Annotated in this window: 16 protein-coding genes; 8 read left to right on the top strand and 8 right to left on the bottom strand. The window is 70.3% G+C overall.

Translation table 11 applies throughout. From position 1 onward, the window contains the following. Positions 1-234 precede the first annotated feature (234 nt). From ectA to HED23_RS19725, 6 genes are all read left to right on the top strand, one after another. Positions 235-792: a diaminobutyrate acetyltransferase gene (gene ectA, locus HED23_RS19750; RefSeq protein WP_203184731.1), complete on the top strand. Its 558-nt coding sequence runs from the start codon at positions 235-237 to the stop codon at positions 790-792. Continuing rightward, positions 789-2,060, top strand: coding sequence for a diaminobutyrate--2-oxoglutarate transaminase (gene ectB / locus HED23_RS19745; protein WP_203184730.1), 1,272 nt, complete (start codon positions 789-791; stop codon positions 2,058-2,060). The genes ectA and ectB overlap by 4 nt, the downstream gene beginning before the upstream one ends. A gap of 106 nt (positions 2,061-2,166) precedes the next feature. Next, complete coding sequence (locus HED23_RS19740) at positions 2,167-2,565, top strand: ectoine synthase (protein WP_203184729.1); 399 nt, start codon at positions 2,167-2,169, stop codon at positions 2,563-2,565. Between the two features lie 3 nt (positions 2,566-2,568). Beyond that, positions 2,569-3,462 (top strand): ectoine hydroxylase, encoded by an 894-nt coding sequence (thpD, locus tag HED23_RS19735; RefSeq protein WP_203184728.1) that lies wholly within the window; start codon positions 2,569-2,571, stop codon positions 3,460-3,462. A 97-nt stretch (positions 3,463-3,559) separates the two neighbouring features. Further along, positions 3,560-5,218 (top strand): PucR family transcriptional regulator, encoded by a 1,659-nt coding sequence (locus HED23_RS19730; RefSeq protein ID WP_203184727.1) that lies wholly within the window; start codon positions 3,560-3,562, stop codon positions 5,216-5,218. Positions 5,219-5,381: 163 nt separating this feature from the next. Then, positions 5,382-6,707, top strand: a complete 1,326-nt coding sequence (locus HED23_RS19725) for an MFS transporter (RefSeq protein ID WP_203184726.1) — start codon at positions 5,382-5,384, stop codon at positions 6,705-6,707. A gap of 6 nt (positions 6,708-6,713) precedes the next feature. Here HED23_RS19725 and HED23_RS19720 read toward each other — a convergent pair whose 3' ends face one another. Together HED23_RS19720 and HED23_RS19715 are read right to left on the bottom strand one after the other, a co-directional pair. Then, positions 6,714-7,247, bottom strand: coding sequence for a LysR family transcriptional regulator (locus HED23_RS19720; protein ID WP_203184725.1), 534 nt, complete (start codon positions 7,245-7,247; stop codon positions 6,714-6,716). Between the two features lie 77 nt (positions 7,248-7,324). Beyond that, positions 7,325-8,206: a SigB/SigF/SigG family RNA polymerase sigma factor gene (locus HED23_RS19715; RefSeq protein WP_203184724.1), complete on the bottom strand. Its 882-nt coding sequence runs from the start codon at positions 8,204-8,206 to the stop codon at positions 7,325-7,327. Positions 8,207-8,468: 262 nt separating this feature from the next. Here HED23_RS19715 and HED23_RS19710 point away from each other — a divergent pair, with 262 nt between their 5' ends. Further along, positions 8,469-9,656 (top strand): PP2C family protein-serine/threonine phosphatase, encoded by a 1,188-nt coding sequence (locus HED23_RS19710; protein WP_203184723.1) that lies wholly within the window; start codon positions 8,469-8,471, stop codon positions 9,654-9,656. A gap of 28 nt (positions 9,657-9,684) precedes the next feature. On the opposite strand, the gene HED23_RS19705 is transcribed toward HED23_RS19710, so the two are convergent. Then, the gene (locus tag HED23_RS19705; protein WP_203184722.1) at positions 9,685-10,182 is read right to left on the bottom strand and encodes a MarR family winged helix-turn-helix transcriptional regulator; all 498 of its coding nucleotides are present in this window, start codon (positions 10,180-10,182) and stop codon (positions 9,685-9,687) included. A 310-nt stretch (positions 10,183-10,492) separates the two neighbouring features. Here HED23_RS19705 and HED23_RS19700 point away from each other — a divergent pair, with 310 nt between their 5' ends. Continuing rightward, the gene (locus tag HED23_RS19700; protein WP_203184721.1) at positions 10,493-10,879 is read left to right on the top strand and encodes an STAS domain-containing protein; all 387 of its coding nucleotides are present in this window, start codon (positions 10,493-10,495) and stop codon (positions 10,877-10,879) included. Between the two features lie 791 nt (positions 10,880-11,670). Here the strand turns inward: HED23_RS19700 and HED23_RS19695 are convergent. Genes HED23_RS19695 through asnB form a run of 5 tightly spaced genes read right to left on the bottom strand, consistent with a single transcriptional unit; the run spans position 11,671 to position 17,915 of the window. Beyond that, positions 11,671-12,264, bottom strand: a complete 594-nt coding sequence (locus HED23_RS19695) for a flavin reductase family protein (RefSeq protein ID WP_203184720.1) — start codon at positions 12,262-12,264, stop codon at positions 11,671-11,673. Then, on the bottom strand, positions 12,261-13,748 hold the full coding sequence (locus HED23_RS19690) for a dihydroorotase (RefSeq protein WP_203184719.1): 1,488 nt from the start codon (positions 13,746-13,748) through the stop codon (positions 12,261-12,263). The genes HED23_RS19695 and HED23_RS19690 overlap by 4 nt, the downstream gene beginning before the upstream one ends. After that, positions 13,736-14,983, bottom strand: coding sequence for an acyl-CoA dehydrogenase family protein (locus HED23_RS19685; protein ID WP_203184718.1), 1,248 nt, complete (start codon positions 14,981-14,983; stop codon positions 13,736-13,738). The genes HED23_RS19690 and HED23_RS19685 overlap by 13 nt, the downstream gene beginning before the upstream one ends. Next, complete coding sequence (locus HED23_RS19680) at positions 14,962-16,059, bottom strand: PrpF domain-containing protein (protein ID WP_203184717.1); 1,098 nt, start codon at positions 16,057-16,059, stop codon at positions 14,962-14,964. The genes HED23_RS19685 and HED23_RS19680 overlap by 22 nt, the downstream gene beginning before the upstream one ends. After that, a complete protein-coding gene (asnB, locus tag HED23_RS19675; RefSeq protein WP_203184716.1) occupies positions 16,056-17,915 on the bottom strand; it encodes an asparagine synthase (glutamine-hydrolyzing) in 1,860 nt (619 codons plus the stop codon). Before asnB ends, HED23_RS19680 begins: the two co-directional genes overlap by 4 nt. Positions 17,916-17,917 lie beyond the last annotated feature (2 nt).

Below are 17,917 nucleotides of genomic sequence, written 5' to 3'. Positions count from 1 at the left end.
CTTCGGCCTATCATGAATCGGCGGAGCTCCCGGAAATAGGAACAAACGGAAACAGTTGACGCGTGGAATTGTCCTGGATGCGCTTTGTTGAACTGGATGCGCTTTGGTGAAGGTGCATTTGTGGGAGTGAAATCCGATAGTAATTATTGGTTCCGTGATCGGTTCAGGCTTCGTACGGCTTCATGCGGGAACACTCCCGCCCTGTGCACTGCGGTGAGACGGAGGTGTGGACCCATGGTGAGGTCGAAGGAGCACCTGGAGGAGCCCACGGTCGAGGACGGTGCTTCGGCCTGGCGTATCGCGCGGGATTCCCGAGTGCTCGACGCGAATTCCTCGTACAGCTACCTGCTGTGGTGCCGTGACTTCGCGGCGACCTCCGTGGTCGCCCGCGACGAACAGGGCACGGCCATCGCCTTCGCGACGGGGTACATCCGCCCCGAACTGCCCGGCACGCTCGTCATCTGGCAAATCGCCGTGGACGAGGGCCGGCGCGGTCGTGGCCTGGCCGGGGCCATGCTGGATCACCTCACCGCCCGCTTGCAGTCCCGGGGCGTCCTCCAGTGCCTGGAGACGACGATCGGTGCGGAGAACGAGGCGTCACACCGGCTGTTCCTCTCGTTCGCCGAGCGGCACGGGGCACCGGTGGAACGCGAGCTGCTGTTTCCCGCACGGCTCTTCCCTGACGCACACGAATCCGAACACCTTTACCGCATCGGGCCGCTGGCCCAGCTACCTGTCCCGTCGCCGGAAGTCCAGCATCTGGATACTCGCCATGCTAGGAGCGCGTCATGAAGCCGACCAACTCGCCCGCCATGAGTATCTTCGAGAGCCTTGAGTCGGAGGTGCGGAGCTACTGCCGCGGCTGGCCCGCGGTGTTCGACCGCGCGCAGGGTGTCCGGCTCACGGACGAGGACGGACACTCCTACCTGGACTTCTTCGCCGGTGCCGGATCGCTCAACTACGGGCACAACAACCCGGTGCTGAAACGCGCGCTGATCGACTACATCGAGCGCGACGGGATCACCCACGGCCTGGACATGGCCACGACGGCCAAGCGGGCGTTCCTGGAGACGTTCGAGAACGTGATCCTGCGTCCGCGTGACCTGCCGTACAAGGTGATGTTCCCCGGCCCGACGGGCACGAACGCGGTCGAGTCGGCGCTGAAGCTGGCCCGCAAGGTCAAGGGCCGTGAGTCGGTCGTCTCGTTCACGAACGCGTTCCATGGCATGTCGCTGGGTTCGCTGGCCGTGACCGGCAACGCGTTCAAGCGTGCCGGCGCGGGCATCCCGCTGGTGCACGGCACGCCGATGCCGTTCGACAACTACTTCGACGGCCAGGTCCCCGACTTCCTGTGGTTCGAGCGTCTTCTGGAGGACCAGGGTTCCGGGCTGAACAAGCCCGCCGCCGTGATCGTGGAGACGGTGCAGGGTGAGGGCGGCATCAACGTCGCCCGCGCCGAGTGGCTCCGTGCGCTCCAGGACCTGTGCCACCGCCAGGACATGCTCCTGATCGTCGACGACATCCAGATGGGCTGCGGCCGGACCGGCGGGTTCTTCTCCTTCGAGGAGGCCGGCATCGTCCCGGACATCGTGACGCTGTCGAAGTCGATCAGCGGCTACGGGCTGCCGATGTCGCTGTGCCTCTTCAAGGGCGAGCTGGACGTCTGGGAGCCCGGCGAGCACAACGGCACCTTCCGGGGCAACAACCCGGCCTTCGTCACCGCCGCCGCCACGCTCGATGCCTACTGGGCCGACGGCCAGATGGAGAAGCAGACCCTGGCCCGCGGCGAGCAGGTCGAACAGACGCTGCTGGCCATCGGGGAGGAGCACCCGCAGACCGAGGCCCGAATCCGTGGCCGCGGCCTGGTCTGGGGTATGCAGTTCTCCGATCCGTCCCGTGCCGGCGCCGTCTGCAGGCGAGCCTTCGAGCTGGGCCTGCTGCTGGAGACATCAGGGCCCGAGAGCGAGGTGGTCAAGGTGCTGCCGCCACTGACCGTCTCCTCGGAAGAGATCGAAGAAGGCCTGCGGATTCTCGCCAGGGCCGTCCAGGAAACGGGTTGAGCCCTGATACAGCCTGCGAGCGTCCGCCCATGAGTCCTGACGGCCGGCCGCCCGCACCGCAGCACCGAACGTGGACCCAGTACCGGAAGAAAGGCACCATCCCACCGTGATCGTCCGATCTCTCATCGACATCGAGAACACCGACCGGCACGTCAGGTCCGCTTCAGGTACCTGGGAGAGCAAGCGCATCGTGCTCGCCAAGGAGAAGGTGGGCTTCTCGCTCCACGAGACCGTGCTGTACGCGGGCACGGAGACGTCGATGTGGTACGCCAACCACATCGAGGCCGTTCTGTGCACCGAGGGCGAGGCCGAGCTCACCAACGACGAGACCGGCGAGACGCACTGGATCTCCCCCGGGACGATGTACCTGCTGAACGGGCACGAGAAGCACACGCTGCGGCCCAAGACCGACTTCCGCTGCGTGTGCGTGTTCAATCCCCCCGTCACCGGACGGGAGGACCATGACGAGAACGGTGTATACCCGCTGCTGACAGAGGAGGGCTGAACCATGACCACCGATGTACGCGCCGACCTGTACCCCTCGCGCGGCGCCGCCGAGATGACCACTCCCCGCCAGGACCCGGTCATCTGGTCCGCGCCGGGTACGCCGGGACCGATCGCCGCGAAGGACCTCCAGTCCTTCGAGCACGACGGCTTCCTCGCCATCGACCAGCTCGTCACCCCCGACGAAGTGGCCGTCTACCGCGCCGAACTGGACCGTCTGGTGGACGACCCGCTGGTCCGCGCCGACGAACGCTCGATCATCGAGCCCAAGTCGCAGAGCGTGCGCTCCGTCTTCGAGGTCCACAAGCTCAGTGAGATCTTCGCGAACCTGGTCCGCGACGAACGCGTCGTGGGCCGGGCCCGCCAGATCCTGGGCTCCGACGTGTACGTCCACCAGTCCAGGATCAACGTCAAGCCCGGCTTCGGAGCCTCCGGCTTCTACTGGCACTCCGACTTCGAGACCTGGCACGCCGAGGACGGCCTGCCCAACATGCGGGCCGTGTCCGTCTCGATCGCGCTGACCGAGAACTTCGACACCAACGGCGGGCTGATGATCATGCCCGGCTCCCACAAGTCGTTCGTCGGCTGCGCGGGCGAGACGCCGAAGGACAACTACAAGCGGTCCCTGCAGATGCAGGACGCCGGGATCCCCTCCGACGAAGTGCTGACCAAGATGGCCGACCGCCACGGCATCAAGCTCTTCACCGGCAAGGCCGGCTCGGCGACCTGGTTCGACTGCAACGCCATGCACGGCTCCGGGGACAACATCACCCCCTACGCCCGCAGCAACGTCTTCATCGTCTTCAACAGCATCGACAACACCGCGCAGGAACCCTTCGCCGCACCCATCCGGCGGCCCGAATTCATCGGAGCCCGCGACTTCACCCCGGTGAAGTAGGGCCGCGAGAGAGCAGTTGGTGTCAGGCCGGTCCTGCCCGGAGCGGGAGGCGCACCTCGTCGAGGAGGCGCCGGTGAGCCGACCGTAGTCTGATGGCGTGAACACAGCAGGAATCGGAGGTGCCGGTGCGACCGGCACCTCACTGCGTCGGCTCGCCGACGAGATGGACATCGAGGTGACGTGGGCCGGGGTCCGCGAAGGTCGCGTCGGTGAGGTGATCATCGCCGAACCGGGAGAGGTGCTCGCGGATCTCCCGGGCGCGCTGGTCCTCGCAGTCGGGGCACGTGGCGCCGACGCGGTCGCCGTCGTACGGGCCGCGGCATACGCGGGCGCCACGGCCGTCGCGTTGAGGGCAGCCCCGGGTGAGGACGGTACGCCGTCCCGGCCGGTGACGGAGGCGGCCGAGAAGGCGGGCATCGCCCTGATGGGTGTCGCCGGCACCGTCCGCTGGGACCAGGTCGAGGCCGAGGTGCGCACCGTACTGGAGCGCAGGACCGAGGCCGGCGCCCCCGGCCACCGGGGTGACCTGTTCTCACTTGCCCAGACCGTGGCCACGCTCACCCATGGAGTGGTGAGCATCGAGGACGCCGCGCACCGCGTGCTGGCCTACTCCGACTCAGGCGACGAGGCGGACGAACTGCGCCGCCGCTCCATCCTCGGCCGCAACTGCCCCGAGCCGTACCTCGCGCTTCTCCGGCAGTGGGGTGTCTACCGCCGGGCCCGTGCCGGCGAGGGGGTGGTCGATGTCGAGGAGCGGCCCGAGATGGGGGCGCGGCGACGGCTGGTCATCGGTATCAACGCCGCCGGCCGGCCCCTCGGCACGCTCTGGGTGCAGGAAGGTTCCCGCCGGCTGGCCGAACGCTCGGAAGAGGTGCTGCGGGGGGCGGCCCGGCTCGCCGCCTCACAACTGGTCGACCACTGGTTCCAGGGCGACCCGGCGGAACGCCTACCTTCCCGGGCCGGCCTGGCGCACGGACTGCTGACGGGGCGTTTCAACTCCGGGGCGCTCGCCGCCCACCTGGGTATCGCACCGAACGCCTCCGCGACCGTCGTCGCCTTCGACCTGCGGGAGCCGGAGAGCGGCGACGCCGTCTCGCAGGACGCGCGGCGTGCGGAGGCGGCGGAGATCATCTCCGTGCACGCGGCTTCCTACCGGCGCAGCGCCATGGTCGCGCAAGCCTGTGGGCAGGTGTACGCCATGCTGCCCGAGCGTGCCGCCGTACCCGGTGCCGAAGGGCTGCTGACCCGCTGGGCCGAGGATCTGGTGAGTGCGCTGCGGCACCATCTGCGGACGCCCGTCCAGGCAGTGCTCGCGGGCACCGCTCCGCGGCTCGACGACATACCGGCAGTGAAGCTGCGAGGCCATCACGGCCTGCGGATCCTGGCCCGTACCCCGGAGCGGCAGGTCGCCGACCACACGGCGCTCACCGCCTCCCTGATGGTCCGCGACGTGCTCGGCCTGCTGGACCGGCACAGCGAGATCCGCCACCCGGGCCTCGATGAACTGGCCCTGCACGATGCCCGGCACGGCACCGAGATGTGCCGCTCCCTGCTGCTCTATCTGGATGCGTTCGGTGATGTCGGCCGGGTGGCGAAGGACCTGAACGTCCATCCCAACACCCTGCGTTACCGGGTGCGCAAGGCCGTGGCGCTGACCGGGCTCGACCTGGAGGATCCCGAACACCGGATCGCCGCGATGCTGCAACTGCGGCTCTCCCGTGATGCTCCTCGCGCGAGTCCGTTCCCCGGCGGCTGACCGCAGGGGCGCCTGGCGGCCGGATGCGGTTGTCCACACGGACAGGACAGCGCCCGGAACGCTGTCCGTGCGGACAACCTGCGGGCAGCACATGCCGGTTTAGGTTCACACCCCGTTCGCTTTCGTGGACGGCGAGCCTTCATTCCGAATCCGGAGCAGACCCATGACCGAACCCGCCCACGTGGCACCCGCGCCCGCGAACGCGGTCACCGCCGAGTCGCCCGGCGGCATGCGACGCATCGCCACCGCCAGCTTCATCGGCACGGCCATCGAGTTCTACGACTACTACATCTACGGCACCGCGGCCGCTCTCGTCCTCAACGAGGCGTTCTTCCCGGAACTCTCCGAGGCCGCCGGCACACTTGCCACCCTCTCGACGTTCGCCATCGGCTTCGCGGCGCGGCCCATCGGGGCAGCGGTCTTCGGGCACTACGGAGACCGTGTAGGCCGGAAGACGGTCCTCGTGGTATCCCTGCTGATGATGGGCCTCTCCACCGGCCTGATCGGCCTGCTGCCCGGCTACGCGACCCTAGGCGTCTGGGCGCCCGTGCTGCTGGTGCTCCTGCGGGTCATCCAGGGACTCGGACTGGGAGGCGAATGGGGAGGTGCGGCGCTGCTCGCCGTCGAACACGCTCCGAAGAAGAAGCGGGGCCTGTACGCGGCGGCTCCTCAGATGGGCTCTCCGGCCGGCTACTTCGCTGCCACCGTGACCTTCCTGCTGATGTCGTCGGTCCTGGACGACGCCTCCTTCGAGAGCTGGGGGTGGCGCATACCCTTCCTGCTCTCCTTCGTGCTGGTCGCGGTCGGACTCGTCATCCGTCTGAAGATCGCCGAGACCCCGGCTTTCGCCAAGGTCGTGGAGGAACGCGGGACGACGAAGGCACCACTCGTCGAGGCTTTCCGCCGTCACCCGAAGGAGATGCTGCTCGGCGCCGGCATGATCACCGTGGTGTACGTGATGTTCTACACGGCCGCGACGTACTGCATGACGTACACGACGGACACGCTCGGCATTCCCAAGAACGACATGCTCGGCCTCACCCTCGTCGCCGTCGTCGTACTCGGTGTGTCCACGTTCCTCGTCGCACGCTGGTCGGACAGGGTGGGGCGCCGCAAACTGATCATCGCCGGGGCGGCGTTCGGTGTGGTGTGGGGAGCGGTGCTCTTCCCGCTCCTGGACACCGGCAACTATGTACTGATCGCGATCGCCCTGAGCGGGGCCCTGCTCTGCATGGGCATCATCTACGGGCCGGCCGGTGCGTACATGCCGGAGCTCTTCGGTACGAAGATGCGCTACTCGGGCGCCGGATTCTCCTACAACCTCGGCGGTGTGCTGGGCGGTGCGGCCGCCCCGCTGATCGTGACCGCGCTGGCGGAGGCGTACAGCCCGTCGGTGGGAGGCTGGTTCATGAGCGCGATGGCGCTCGTCTCCCTGGTATGCATTCTCGCGCTCCCCGAGACCTCGGAGCGTGACCTGGACGAGGTCTGACCGTGCTCATGCTCCCCGCGGTGGAACGGCGGTCCGGTGCGGTGACGTCGGCCGTATCCGCCCCGCTCCAGACGGTCGGTCGCCTGGAGCGGGGCGGCACTCCCCGGACGTCGTATGCACCTGGGCGCACTCTTCGTACGGGTGGGGGAGGTGCGGGCACTGCCGGCCCGGGCCCCATCGGCCTTCCAGGCCCCGGCGCGGCCCTGGACGCGGGGTGGAGCTCAGTAGATGTCGGCCTCCACCGCCGGCCCCGCCGCCCAGCGAACCGAGTGAGCGCACCGCCCGGGCTCCGCTGTCCACCGCCTCCTGGGCGTACGGGAGCAACTCGTGCCCGGCCGAGGTCAGGGTCAGGGTGCGGCTGCCGCGGAGGAACAGCTCCGCGTCGAGGTCCGACTCGATGCGGCGCACCAGTTCGGAGGGCGAAGCCTGTGCGATGTCCATGGCTTGCGCGGCGGCGGTGAACGACCCGAGCCTCTCGGCCTCGACGAAGGCCCGCAGCTGCACGAGGGTCATGCTGCTCGGTGAAGTGTTCCTGTTCATGCCTGAACCTTGGGAACAGGCGGCGCTCGCACCAGGACGGGCGTCCGTTCCGGCCGGGCCGAGGTCTCCGGATCCGGTCAGGCCAGCATGCCGGCGCGGAGCTTACCGAGGGTGCGCGTGAGCAGGCGCGAGACGTGCATCTGGGAGACGTCGAGTTCGGCGCCTATCTGTGACTGCGTCATCTCCTGGCCGAAGCGCATCTCGATGATGCGGCGCTCGCGCTCGTCGAGCTCCCCCAGGAGCGGGGCAAGGGCATGCAGGTTCTCCACCGTCTCCATGGCGGAATCCGGCTCGCCCAGGACGTCGGCGAAGGTGCGCGACGCCGAGCCCGTCGTCTCGCCGGCGTCGGTCGGCAGATCCAGGGATCCGGCGGTGTAGCCGTTCGAGGCGATGATGCCCTCGGTCACCTCGTCCTCGGTGAGGTCCAGGTGCTCGGCCAGTTCCTTCACCGTCGGGTCGCGGTCGAGGCGGGTGGCGAGCTCGTCCTTCGCCTTGGCGAGATCCACGCGGAGTTCCTGCAGCCGGCGGGGGACGTGGACGGCCCAGGTCGTGTCACGGAAGAAGCGCTTGATCTCGCCGAGAATGTACGGGACGGCGAACGTGGCGAACTCGACCTCGCGGGAGAGCTCGAACCGGTCGATGGCCTTGATGAGGCCGATGGTCCCGACCTGGGTGATGTCCTCCATGTCACCGCTGCCCCGGTTCCGGAAGCGGCGCGCGGCGAACCGGACCAGGGAGATGTTCATCTCGATGAGGGTGTTGCGCGCGTACTGGTACTCGTGCGTCCCCTCCTCCAGGACCGTCAACTGCTCGAAGAACAGCGTCGACAGTGCGCGGGCGTCCTTCGGAGTCACCTTGCCCGCGTCTTCGATCCAGGGCAGCTCGCCGATGCGCTCCGGCGTGGTCCCGGAAGCCGACGCGCCGTCAGTCCGTACGGTCCCGGGGCTCTGTTCAGTCATCACTTGTTTCCACCCTCCCTCGTGCTGAGCGCTTCCTGGCGAGCCCCTGCCCCGCCTCGGGGGTCCCATGCGCGGGGACGCGAATTTTCTTGCTGTGCGGAAACAGTTGTCTCCGGGCATCGTAGGATGAGCAGCACCTGCGACCGGCGCGTCCTTTCGGGATCGCCGCGGGATCGGGTACAGGCTCCGTACGCTGGTGGCCGACGGCCGGGGCCCACGGACGGTCCGGTTTCCGGCGCGGCATGACGAGGAACAGGATCACGTGGACAGATTCGCTGCCGTCGAGCGGGAGCTGCGCAAGGCCGCACCCCATCTGCTCCTCGACGTCGTAACGGCGGCTCTGCGGGAGCAGTACGACGTACGGAGCGTGGAGTTGCGGCTCGCCGACTACGGCATGAGCACGCTCCAAGTGGTGTCCGAGGCGCCGCTCGCCGAGCCGGTGCACGTACACAACAGCCCGCAGGGCCGGGCCTTCGGGTCCCAGGAACCGTATGTGGAGCACCGGGCCACGTCGGGCTGGGCGGTCGCGCACCTGCCGGTGACCGTCCGCGGGGACCGGCTCGGTGTCCTCAGCGTCATGGCGCCGGAGAGCAGCTGCTCCCAGGCGGACCTGGCGGGGATGCAGCAGATCTGTGAAGCGCTCGGTCATGAGATCCTCGTCGCCGAACGGGACACCGACCTGTACCTGCTCGCGCGCCGCGCCACCCGGCTGACCCTGGCCGCGGAGATGCAGTGGCAATTGCTGCCCGGGCGCTCCGTGTCCCGCCCCGAATTCTCCTTGGGCGCCCATCTGGAGCCCGCGTACGCGATCTTCGGAGACAACTTCGACTGGTCGGTGTCCGCCCATCACCTCACCCTCACCGTCACCAACGGCATGGGCAAGGGGATGGAGGCTGCGCTGCTGACCAACCTCGTGGTCAGCGCGTTGCGCAACGCCCGGCGCGCCGGCCTCGACCTCGCCGGCCAGGCCAGCCTGGCCGATCAGGCCGTCTACGCCCAGCACCGTGGCGCGCTGCACGCGTCGGTCCTGCTGCTGCGCTTCGATCTGGCCACGGGGCAGGTGGAGGCTGTGGACGCGGGGTCCCCCCGCATGTGGCGGCTGAGGGGGCGCAGCGTCGAAGCGTTCGACTTCGACGCGCAGCTCCCGCTCGGCATGTTCGAGGAGACGGAGTACGTCGTGGAGCGACTGCGCGTCGAACCCGGCGACCGGCTGCTCATCGGCAGCGACGGTGTCTACGACAGCGCCTCGGCGGCGGGGGAGTGCTACGGGCAGCGCGCCCTCGCTCGGTCGCTGTCCGCGCACCGCCTCCTGCCGTCGGAGCAGGTGCCGCTGGCGGTGCTCCGTGATCTGAGGGACTACCGAGGTGCCACACCGCTGGACGACGACGCCCTGGTGGTCTGCCTCGACTGGTTCGGCCGGCAGTCCTCCACCGGCGACGCGTCCGAGTGACCTGGAGCGGCGGGCGGTCGACCGGCCACTACGCGGTCGACCGCAAGGGTCTCGCCCCGTTGCTGTCCTGCCCCGACGCCCCGGCCGCGTTGCGGAAGGCCCGGAGTCCTTCGAGGAGCGAAAGCCGCGCCTTGGCCGGCATGGCGTCGATCGTGGACATCAGGACTTCCTCCCTGCGCATGCGCAGGTCGACGAGATACGCCTTGCCGTGGCTCGTCAGCCGGAGCTCCAGCTCCCGGCGGCTCACCGGGCTGGGGGTGCGCTCCACGAATCCCGTGGCCTGCAGGCGGTCGCACAGCCTGCTGACCGAGGGGGAGGCCGACCCCAGCGCTTCGGCCAGCATCCGCAGATTGATGCCGTCCTCCTTGTCCAGCGTGTACAGCACGCGGAGCTGGGAAGGGGAGACCGGGCCTGTCGGAACGGCCTCACGTCCGTGTTCCCAGAGGACTTCGAGGAGTTCGACGAACTCTGAACCCTCACGGGCCGCATCCCGGGACCGGTGGTCGGATTCGGGGTTCTGGCCCATGGTGATGACACTCCGATCCGGCTTCGCCTCACTCGTCCGTCTGGCCACCGGACCGAGTGAGCGAGCCGGGCGTCTGATGCGCTCGTATGGAAAGCCAGGACAAAGGTTCCGGGACACGTGCGTGGCCCCCGACATCGTACCCCCGCCCACGGCGGGTTCCTGAGATCGCGGCCGGCCCCTCATTGGTTTCCGCATGGCAACTATTGTCATGGGGTACGGTTCCGCAGGTCGTATCCGATGCGTGATCTTCCAGCGGTCACCGCCGCTGCTGCCGCGACGGCGACCGCTCCCGGCCTGGAGCACTGAAACCATGACGCACAGCCCGACCCTTGCCCTGACCGTCCGGCACCCGGCGGATTCGATCGCAGTCCTCACCGTCGCGGGCGAGATCGACGTGGACAGCGTGCCCGCCCTGCGGACCAGGGCCCTGGAGCTGATCAGGCAGGGAAGACCGCACCTGGTCCTCGATCTGGCGCCCGTGGAATTCTGCGACTCCTCGGGCCTCAACGCGATGATCGGCATCCTGCGGTACGCGAAGGACCGCCACGGGTCCCTGTCCTTGGCCGCCGCGCCGCCCCACCTCGCGAGGCTGCTGGACGTCACCGGGGTCGGTGAACTGATTCCCGTACTCCCGACCACGGCCGAGGCCGTCGACGGTCTGCCCTCCGCCTCTCCGCGACCGGAGTACCCCGCCTGATCCGGGTGGCGGCCGCCCCCGTCCGCGTCAGGGGCCGATGAGGTTCAGGACGGTCACGGCCGCAAGGTGACGGCGTGGGTCCGCTATGCCGCAGGTGGCCGGCGAGAGTCCTGTGCCCCTTGTGCCGTCGGCTGACGGAGGGGGACATCGTTGCGGCCCTTTCTGTGGCGGGGGAGCGCCCGCCTACCGGCCGGCGTTCGGGGTGGTCCGTTCGCCCGGATCGACGCCGCCGAGGGCTCCGCTCTTCGGGCGGGGTCGGCCGCCGGGCAGGAGTCGATCCGGGACAGGGGGCGCGCTCGCGGGTGGCGGCGCGGCCCGGGGCGCTGACGCGGGTGGTGCCGGTGTACGACGGGGCCGGGAATCGGCGGGCGGGGAGTGGGGGTCCGTCCCGGCGGACGGCGGACGGCGGACGGCGGTCGTGAGCGGGCGATGTGGCGCATGCCGAGTGTGTCGTTCGATATATCGGACATTGTTCGTGATACCGTCGGAACCGTAATGGAGCCGACATGAGGCGTCAATGCCGTCGGCATCGTCAACTGGACTGCTTGAAAGGGTGGTTGACGCTTTCGGTCAGGCCTGCGGAAGGTGCGGACCGGGGGTCGTTAGCACCGTCCTGGTGACGCCTCCGCGCGACGGCGGCCGGGGCAGGTCTCGCCCACGCCCGGCCACGACGCGGCGGCGGCCCGGCCGGAGATTTCCGGACGGGCCGCCGCTCGCTCTGTGGGCCGTGCGCGTCCGCGACCACGCCTCACGGCGCCTTCTCGAACGTGCCGCCAACTCTCTGTGCCCGGTCAGCGCGCCTCCACCGGCCTCGCGTGGGCGAAGCCCCTGTGATGCCAGACCAGGCCACCCGCCGGGCGGCCCAGGCAGTCGGCGACGGCCACCCGGCCCACCAGGATCGTGTGGTCCCCCGCCTCGATCACCTCGTGCCGCGCACAGGTCAACCGCATTGCGGAATCAGCCAGTTGAGGTGCGTGGCGGGAGGTCGGTCCGGTGGCCAGCGCGACGTCCTCGAAGCGCCGTGCGGTGGGGCCCGCGAACTTCTTCGCCAGGGACTCGTTCTCCGGGCCGAGCAGATGGACCGTGAAGGCCGCCGCTCCGGTCAGCACGTCGTGGGTGCGCGAGCCCCGGTCCAGGCAGACCAGCAGCAGCGGCGGGTCCAGCGACAGCGAGGACACCGCGCTCGCTGTCAGGCCCCGCGGGCTTCCCGTGTCGTCGTAGCAGGTCACGACCGTGACGGGTGCTGCGAGGGAGGCCATCGCCGCACGGAACTCGTGGGCCGGGATGTCGCGGGACATGACCGTGCCCGGCGTCCCGGAGGACAGGGTGGCAGGTGTCGCCGTACTCCGCGTCGCGGACCCGGTCAGCAGGCTCGTGGCGCTCATCGGGCCGCCCCTTCCAGCTCGCGATCCCGCATCGCCGGCAAGGCCGCCTCGGCAAGCTCCGGCGCAGGCCCGGCCGGTCCCGGGAGCCAGCGGCCGCGCGGTTCGCCTACCGTCCCTCGGGCCAGGTCCCAGGCCACCCGGCCGCCCGTCACCACCGTCGTGAACCGGCCGGTGAACATCCAGCCCTCATAAGCCGACCAGCCGCACAGCGACTGCACGTGCCGCGCCGACAGCTGCCAGCGCGCGGCCGGGTCGAGGAGCGCGAGATCGGCGTCCGCGCCGACCGTCAGCCGGCCCTTGCCCGCCAGCCCGAACAGGTCCGCGGGCCCCGTGCCCATCAGCCGCGCGAGGTGGGCGGCCGCCGAGTCGGCGTCGATCCCGCGTGTGAGCAGCCCCGTCCACACGGAGACGGCGAGTTCCTGGACACCCGGGAGACCTGGCGGCGCCTCGGCCGGCGGGCGGTTCTTCTCCTCGACGGTGTGCGGGGCGTGATCGCTGCCGACGGTGGCCGCCTCGCCGCTGAGCACCGCCTGCCAGAGCCGTTCCCTGTCACGCGGGGCCCGTATCGCAGGGGAGAGCCGGGTCCGCGGCCCGCGCCGGGCGGTGTCGTGATCGGTGAACGACAGGTGGTGGCCGGTGACCTCGAAGGTGATCGGCAGCCCCTCGGCCGCCGCCGCGGCCAGCAGGTCGGTCTCCTCGGCCGAAGACACGTGCAGCACGTGCACCTTGGTGCCGTGGGTCCGGGCCAGATGGACGACCTTGGCGACGGCGACGATCGCCCCGGAGCGGGGGCGGTGCGGCTCGTAGGCGTCGTACGACTCGGGGTCCCCGCCCCGGGAGTCCAGCAGGTCGAAGACGTGCTGGTCCTCGGCGTGCAGCACGAGGCGCACATTGCCCCGCGCGGCGGCTGCGAAGGCCGCCTCCAGCTGGTGCGCCTCGCGGAAGACCACGGGCGCCGTGTGGTGCCCGGCCATGAACGCCTTCGCCGAGGTGGCCACCGCCGGGTCGAGGTCGGCGAGGACCTCCGGGTGATCGGGATCGGCCCCCATGTGGAAGCGGTGGTCCACGTAGGAGCGGCCCGCGATCAGGGCCGCCTTGGCCCGCATGGACTTCGCGTCGAGAGACGGCGGACGGGTGTTGGGCATGTCCAGGACGGTGGTGACTCCGCCCGCGAGTGCGGCGCGGCTGCCGTGTTCCCAGGTCTCCTTGTGTTCCAGGCCCGGGGTGCGGAAGTGCACGTGGGAGTCGATCAGGCCCGGCAGGACGTACCGGCCGCGGGCGTCCAGGCGCGGCCCGGAGGGGAGCGGGTCGCCGGGGGCGACGAGGGCGTCGACCCGGCCGTCGCGGATGACGACGGCACCGTCGCGGACACCTTCGGGGGTGACCAGGCGGCCTCCTTCCACCACCAGGTCGGCTTCGGCGGCGTGTGCGTGACGGGAGGCCGGGGACGTACGGGACGAGGGGGTGGTGTTCAACGGTTCCATGACAGACTCACCAGTTCCTTGCAGAGGTCGTTGGTCGGTCCCATCAGGGCGACGGCACGGGCGTCGCGCCCGAACCGGTTGATCGGGTGCGTCTCGACGTAACCCGCCGAGCCGAGGAACTGCGCCACGTCCGCCACGACGCGCTCGGCCGTCGAGGAGGCGGCCAGCTTGGAGTGCAGGGTGGTCAGTCCCGGGTCGGCGGAGGTGCGGCGGCCGGCGCGTTCCACCACCGCGCGGGCGGTCTCGACCTGTGTCGCCAGGTCCACCAGACGGTGGCGCACCGCCTGGTGGGCGTAGAGGCCACGGCGCGCGGCGTGCTCGTGCGCGGCGTCGAGCGCCGCCTGGGCGATGCCCACGGCGACTGCCCCGAGCGAGGCCCCGCTGTTCCGGACCCGGGCGATGATCGACGCGGCGACGCCCGGAGCGCCGAGCCGCGCCGTGTCGGGGACACGGCAGTCCTTTACCGATACGAAACCCGTGGCAGAACCGCGCATCCCGGTCAGTCGGAGTGAGGTGTCGGGCAGCAGGCCGGGATGGTCGCCTGGGATCAGGAAGAAGGTCTGCCCGGCTGCCCCGTACCCGGTGTCCTGCGAGGAGGAGGCCGGTGCGGAGGGCTCCTCCTGCGACTGCGCCAGGACGAGATAGACGTCCGCCAGCCCGGCACTCGTGGTGAACGACTTCGCGCCGTCGAGCAGCCAGCCCCCGTCGGGAGTGCGCCGGGCCCGGGTCGAGAGGTTCTTCTTGTCGGCGCCCGCCCCGCTCTCCGACCACGCGGAGGCCGCCAGCCACTGGCCGCCGGCCAGCCTGGTCAGCACCTCGCGGTGCTGGGCGGGGGTGCCGTTCTCGACGATCCGGCTGGTGACGGCGCAGTGCTGGAAGAGCATGATCGCGGCGGAGGCGTTCACCGAGGCGACCTGTTCGACGCAGGAGTTGAGCGCCACCGCGTCGGCTCCCGCACCCCCGTGGGACTTGGGGACGACGAGAGCGAGCAGCCTGCTCTCGCGCAGCACGGCGACGGCCTCGCTGTCCGGCTCCCCGCTGCGGTCGGCCGTCTCGGCGCAGGCCGCGAGCCGGCTCAGGACCTCGGGAGAAGGGGTGAGAGGGGCAGGGGGCACGCGGTCGGCGCGGGCGACACGGCGGGAGCCGGGCGTCGGATACGGATCCACGGAGTACGGATCGGGCAGCGTCTGCGGAACGCTCCCGCGCACGGCGGTCAGGCTGTCAGCGGAACCCACGGTGTCTCCTCGGATGTGTGGTCGGACGTGGCGAGTACGGAGGGCCGGGAGGCGGCGGTGGCGAGTCGCGGGGCGGTGCGGGGGCGTGGCAGCAGCCCCCGGTACTCGACCTGCTTCTCGGCGACCGACACCCAGGCGAGTCGGCGCACCCCGTCGGGGCCGCGCGTCGAGCGGGCTGCGACGCGTACGCTCCCGCCGGGGGTGCGCACCGGCAGCAGCGCGTCGGGGTCCTGCGCCGCGCGGCCGGCCAGCGACCAGGGCACGGAACCCGCGATCCCCGCGGCGGCGCCCAGGCATATCGCACCGGTCAGCGCGACCGTGGGGTGCCAGGACGGCACGGAGACCGCCCGTACGAAGAGTCCGCCACTCTCCTGCGGCAGAAGTGCGGCGATCTTCGGGAAGGCCCCGAAGGTGTCCCAGCCCTGCGACTCGCAGACCGCGATCCGCAGCCGGGTCATGGCGGTGAACAGCCGCGGACCGTCGGCGAAGAGCGCCTCGGGGCCAGTGACCCCGAGGTCGGAGGCGTCGACGAAGGCGTACGGGTTGCCCATCGACACCATGGAGACGGGCACGGTACGGCCCTCGAAGGGGACGTGGGTCACCGGCTCACCCGTCATGAGCAGTTCGGGCAGTTTCAGCGGCGGCGAGCAGAGGAAGTGGGCGGTGAACCGGGTACCTCCGTCGGAGGTCTCCTCGGTCTCGCAGACCACGTTGTCGCCGTTGTTCAGGACGTTGACCCTGACGCGGCAGCCCGGCACCAGCGGCTGGATCATGCCGGTGCGGGCGGCGGCCTCCACGGCGGCCAGGATCGAGTGACCGCAGGAGCCACGCAGGTCGAAGCTGTCGTGGCTCTGTGGAAGTGACTGCACGAACCGGTAGTCGAGGTCGAAGAGAGGGTGCCTGGACGGCCGGACGATGGCGTTCTTCAGGACGTCGCCGGCGCCCTGCCCGCACAGATCCGTCCGCAGATCGGTCAGCGCTCGCAGGAGTGCGGGCTCGTCCTCGGGGAAGTCACGTCCGTCGAGGACGGCGGTGGGGCAGGGGGCGCCGTGCGCCCTGGCAAGAGAGACGCTCATCCGAGGGCTCCCACCGGCTCGGGAGTGAGCACCGCTGCCCGCGAGGACGACCCGAAGAACTCGGTGCGCCACATCTGGTGGGACATCAGCGCCCAGAGGGCCAGCGAGACCTGGTCCGACGGCCGGGCCGTCTGCTCGGCGAACAGGGCGTCCACAGCCTCGTACCGCAGCCGTCCGTCGGCCCGCAGCGCCTGCGGGGACAGCACGTCACGGGCCATCGCCCACAGCCGCTGGCCGGGTGCCAGCATCGCCGTGACCGGCAGTGTGAACGGCTGCTTGGGGCGGTTCAGGACACTGTCCGGCAGCAGTCCGTCGGCGGCCCGGTACAGCGCGCGCTTGACGCCCGTGCCGGGAATGGTGCGGTGGTGGTCGGGCAGGGTCGCCGCGTACCGGACCACACCTGGCTGGCAGAACGGCAGCCTGGCCTCCACCGAGCTTGCCATCGACAGGTGGTCGACCCGGCGCAGGTGGTAGGCGGGCAGCCGGTAGCGCTGCTCGATGCGGCAGATCCGCTGGAGCCGGCTGCCCGGGCCGTGCGCGAGGGTCTCGGTGAGGCCGGGCGGCATGGCGGCCGTTCCGGCGGAGCTGACACCGGCGGCGTACTCGTCGGTGTAGAGGTGCTCGCGCAGGGAGCGCGGCACGGCGGCCAGATGGTCGAGGTAGGCGCCGGCCCAGTCCGCGCCCTCGGGGGCGGCGAGCGCCTGCGTCATGCGGGCGTATCCACCGAAGAGCTCGTCGGCCGCGTCGCCGGTCAGGGCTACCTTGAACCCGGCGTCGCGGACCGCCCGGAAGAGCGAGAAGGTGCTGAGGGTGATCGGGTCGGCGTTGGGCTGGCCGAGGTGCCGTACGACGTCGCCCATCAGGTCGGGGAAGGTGGCCGGGTCTATCTCCACCTGGTGGTGGACCGTGCCGGTGTGCCGGGACACCTCGTCGGCGAAGGCCCGCTCGTCGCCGGGCCAGTCGCCCGTGTAGGCGATGTTGAAGGTGTGCAGGGCACCGGACGCACCGCGGTCCCGCAGGGCGCGGGTGGCGAGCGCCGTGACCAGGCTGGAGTCGAGACCGCCGGAGGTGATGGCTGCTACCGGGGCGTCGGCGACGAGCAGCCGGGACACCTCGCGGGCGAGCAGCTCGCGCAGTTCACCACCCGCCTGGGTGAGGCTGCGCTCCTCACGCACCGGCGGCGCGGACTCGTACCCCATCCGCCGGGTGGTGAGGCGCAGGCCCTCCTCGCGGGTGACGACCGCCGTTGCGGCCGGCGGCAGCACGTCGATGCCGCGGAACATGGTGCGCTGGCCGAAGGGCGTCTTGGCCGACAGGTAGGTGTGCAGGCCCAGTTCGTCCTCGTAGGGGCGCACATCGGTGAAGCCGAGCAGGGCGGGCAGCTCGGAGGCGAAGTGGAAGCGGCCGCTGCGCTCCTCCCAGTGGTAGTACAGGGGCTTCATACCGGACGCGTCGGTGGCGACCACCAGGCGCGGGGCGCCCCGCAGGTCCATGACGGCGACGGAGAACATGCCGTCGAGGTGATCGGCGAACCGCTCGCCGTACGTCAGGTACAGCGCGGGGAGGATCGAACCGTCGCAGCGGTCCTCGAAGTGGAAGCCACGCCGTATGAGTTCGGTGCGCAGCCGGTCGTGGTTGTAGAGCTCGCCGTTGAAGACGACCGTGATGTCGCCGAGGCGGTACGGCTGGGCACCGCCCTCGGGGTCCATGATGGAAAGCCGGTTGTTGCCGAGGGCCCAGCCGGAGCCCTGGGCGAAGGACTGGGCATCGGGCCCGCCGTGGTGCTGGAGGGCGGCGACGTCGCGCATCTCCTGGGCGGTGGTACGGGCGTGGAAGGATCCGTGTATTCGGCACATGG

Origin of the sequence: Streptomyces pratensis (genome assembly GCF_016804005.1) — a bacterium.
Lineage (GTDB): Bacteria > Actinomycetota > Actinomycetes > Streptomycetales > Streptomycetaceae > Streptomyces > Streptomyces pratensis_A.
This window is presented reverse-complemented; position numbering and strand designations above follow the sequence as displayed.